Origin of the sequence: Microcoleus sp. S13_C3, assembly GCF_036700905.1 — a bacterium.
Lineage (GTDB): Bacteria > Cyanobacteriota > Cyanobacteriia > Cyanobacteriales > Microcoleaceae > Microcoleus.
The window spans coordinates 1-2,786 of sequence record NZ_JAUBPT010000040.1 but is presented as its reverse complement, the minus strand read 5'-3'; the positions used below and the strand labels follow the sequence as shown (position 1 = coordinate 2,786).

Genomic DNA, 2,786 nt, shown 5'->3' with positions numbered 1-2,786 from the left:
CTCGTTGGGTGGGGCGGGTTTGAGAGATTGTGTGTTATTTACAATTATTGTTTGTGAAACCCGCCCCTACATTTTAAATGCGAAAATAGGCGCGGGGATTTCTCGTTGGGTGGGGCGGGTTTGAGAGATTGTGTGTTATTTACAATTATTGTTTGTGAAACCCGCCCCTACATTTTAATAGGTTGAGGAATAGGTTCTGCAACTGCGGCTAGTTCTGGTTCAACTGCTTCGAGGTGTGCTTCTAAAAGCGCCAGATTTCTCATGTTTGATTTATAAAAAGCATCGAAGATATCTCCGACTAAAGGTACGGAACCAACTACGGCTTCTAGACCGATATTGTAAATCATTTTGCCTAGAGTTTTTTGGGGAATGTTGAATCGAGTTGCTAAATAAATTAGGTAGGCGGAAAACGCGGTATCTACGATATCCCCAGCACCCGGAACTAAACCGATAATGGGGTCTAAACCAATGCGAAATTTAGTGCCGGGGATGCCAATGGCGGTATCCATCAGGCGGCTGAGTTTGCGGATGCGGTTGAGGGTGGCGAGACGCTCTATGTTGTTCATATTATTATTCTTGAACTAGCTGGAAAATTTGAAATCTGTCGGAAGACGGAAAAAACCATCTAGAAACCGCTCATTTTCCATCTTCGCTAATATGCTGAATTCCCCATTCGTGCATGGCATTAATAATCGGTTTGAGACTTTGGCCCAAAGGCGTTAGCGAATATTCAACTTTTGGCGGCACTTGCAGGTAAATTTCCCGGTGCACGATCGCGTCTGATTCCATTTCCCGCAGTTGCTGCGTCAGCATCTTCTGAGTAATGCCGTTGACAGCTCGTTGCAGCTCGTTAAAGCGCTTCACTCCTGGAAACAACTCCCGCAGAATCAAGACTTTCCAGCGCCCGCCAATCACCTCTAGAGTGCGTTCTACAGGGCAATTTGCTCGATCGACTTTTACTTCTTGGACTTGCATAGTATCTTTTTGGTAACTACCGCACTTTTAAGTGCGTACTTCCCATAATAGCTTGAATCGGTTTAAAGTAGAAACATCGCAGAAATCAAACAAACCAAACCAATAAATATATTTCTGCATCTGGCATCAATCAAAAAGGAGAACACGATGAGCCAACCTGTGATTGCTGATAAAAAACCCGCCGTTATGGAACTTGAACCCGGTACTTACTACTGGTGCACCTGCGGTCAAGCTAAGAATCAGCCTTTTTGTGACGGTTCCCATAAAGGTAGCGAATTTGTGCCGCTAGCTTTTGAAGTAACTGAGAAAAAAACTGTGGCGATGTGCAACTGCAAGCATACCGCAAATTCTCCATTTTGCGACGGCGCTCATAGCAAACTTTAAAGGCAGCAATAATCAAGGATAAACCAATCGTGCATCAACCACTTTTGGTTTTATTTTACAACTAAAATATCCAAGAAACTCGGTTTTTCTCCGATATTAAAGCTGCGATGCACTAGGCTCGTAAGAAAAACGATTTCTGCGTCCAAAACTGCTAAATAGACACCACAATTTTCAGGACTTTTACATGAGGAGGAGTAAATGATTACCGTCAGAAAAAGTGAAGCAAGAGGACACGCTAATCACGGTTGGCTGGACAGTTACCACACATTTTCTTTTGCCGGCTATTACGATCCAAATTATATGAATTTTCGCTCTTTACGGGTAATTAATGAGGATTTCGTTAGCCCCGGCAGAGGTTTCGGCACTCACGGACACAGCGACATGGAAATCATTACTTATGTATTAGAAGGAGCATTAGAACACAAGGATAGTTTGGGTACTGGTGCAGTGATTAAACCCGGTGAAGTGCAGCGGATGAGTGCAGGTACGGGTATCCAGCACAGCGAGTTCAATAACTCGCAAACAGACCCGGTTCATTTGCTGCAAATCTGGCTGTTACCCGATACAAAAGGCTTGCAGCCGAGTTACGAGCAGCGCGAATTTCCCCTAGCAGAAAGGCACGGAAAACTGCGCTTAGTGGCGGCGCGAGATGCCAGAGATGGTGCTGTAAAAGTGCATCAAGATGTGGATTTGTATGCGGCTGTTTTGGATAAAGAATCGCGGGTTTCTCATGCTTTGCAGCCGAATCGCCATGCTTGGGTGCAAGTTGCTCGCGGCTCGGTTTTGCTGAACGGTTTGACTTTGAAAAATGGCGACGCTGCGGCGGTTAGCGATGAGGCTGAGGTAGTGATTGAAGCGGCGGAAGATGCGGAATTTTTGCTGTTTGATTTGGCATAGAATTGAATGCGAAATCCGCGATTTGTTGGAACAGTCGGGGATTTGAAATTACTCGGCGGTTGAAACTCACATCTTGCACCATTCTCGCTTAACAGGCTTTTCGGCCTGTTCCACAAGAAAATTCACTCTTTGTGGAACAGGCCGAAAAGCCTGTTCATAAAAAGCTTATTGAGAATGGTGTAACATCTCAGTTGAAACCGCTACTACACAAACAAAGTCCGAGTATAGGGGGACTAAAAAATTAATCAGCCCTCCAAGATTTTGTCCCAAAAATACCTGCTAAAAGTTCGGGAATACCAAAATCAACATCTAAGCTTTCCCAGTGCACGCTGCTACCGGAAGGAGGTAGCCAAACATCAGCAAGCTGTTCTGGTGAAGCACCTTCTAAGCCTTGTGCCAGCTTCGGAGGAAAACAGAAAATAGCACCGTTTTTCAGTTCGATAACTATTAAATCCCACATTCCGCACTTCAAGTTGAAGTACGATAAAATAGAATACCGAAAAAGCCAAAAACCCGGATAATTCAGAAAA

At 44.5% G+C, this 2,786-nt stretch carries 5 protein-coding genes; 2 read left to right on the top strand and 3 right to left on the bottom strand.

What is annotated here, in order from left to right:
- Nucleotides 1-167 precede the first annotated feature (167 nt).
- Together QUA16_RS13400 and QUA16_RS13395 are read right to left on the bottom strand one after the other, a co-directional pair.
- Complete coding sequence (locus tag QUA16_RS13400) at nt 168-566, bottom strand: DUF4112 domain-containing protein (RefSeq protein WP_333106950.1); 399 nt, start codon at nt 564-566, stop codon at nt 168-170.
- Nucleotides 567-636: 70 nt separating this feature from the next.
- Entirely contained in the window at nt 637-975 is a 339-nt protein-coding gene (locus QUA16_RS13395) for a helix-turn-helix domain-containing protein (RefSeq protein WP_333106948.1), read from the bottom strand.
- A 147-nt stretch (nt 976-1,122) separates the two neighbouring features.
- On the opposite strand from QUA16_RS13395, the gene QUA16_RS13390 reads away from it, so the two are divergent.
- Both QUA16_RS13390 and QUA16_RS13385 read left to right on the top strand, forming a co-directional pair.
- On the top strand, nt 1,123-1,359 hold the full coding sequence (locus tag QUA16_RS13390) for a CDGSH iron-sulfur domain-containing protein (RefSeq protein ID WP_333106946.1): 237 nt from the start codon (nt 1,123-1,125) through the stop codon (nt 1,357-1,359).
- A gap of 198 nt (nt 1,360-1,557) precedes the next feature.
- A complete protein-coding gene (locus tag QUA16_RS13385; RefSeq protein WP_333106944.1) occupies nt 1,558-2,256 on the top strand; it encodes a pirin family protein in 699 nt (232 codons plus the stop codon).
- 241 nt (nt 2,257-2,497) lie between these two features.
- Here QUA16_RS13385 and QUA16_RS13380 read toward each other — a convergent pair.
- Nucleotides 2,498-2,786: DUF2442 domain-containing protein (locus QUA16_RS13380; protein WP_333181167.1), on the bottom strand; the 289-nt coding region annotated here is incomplete at its 5' end.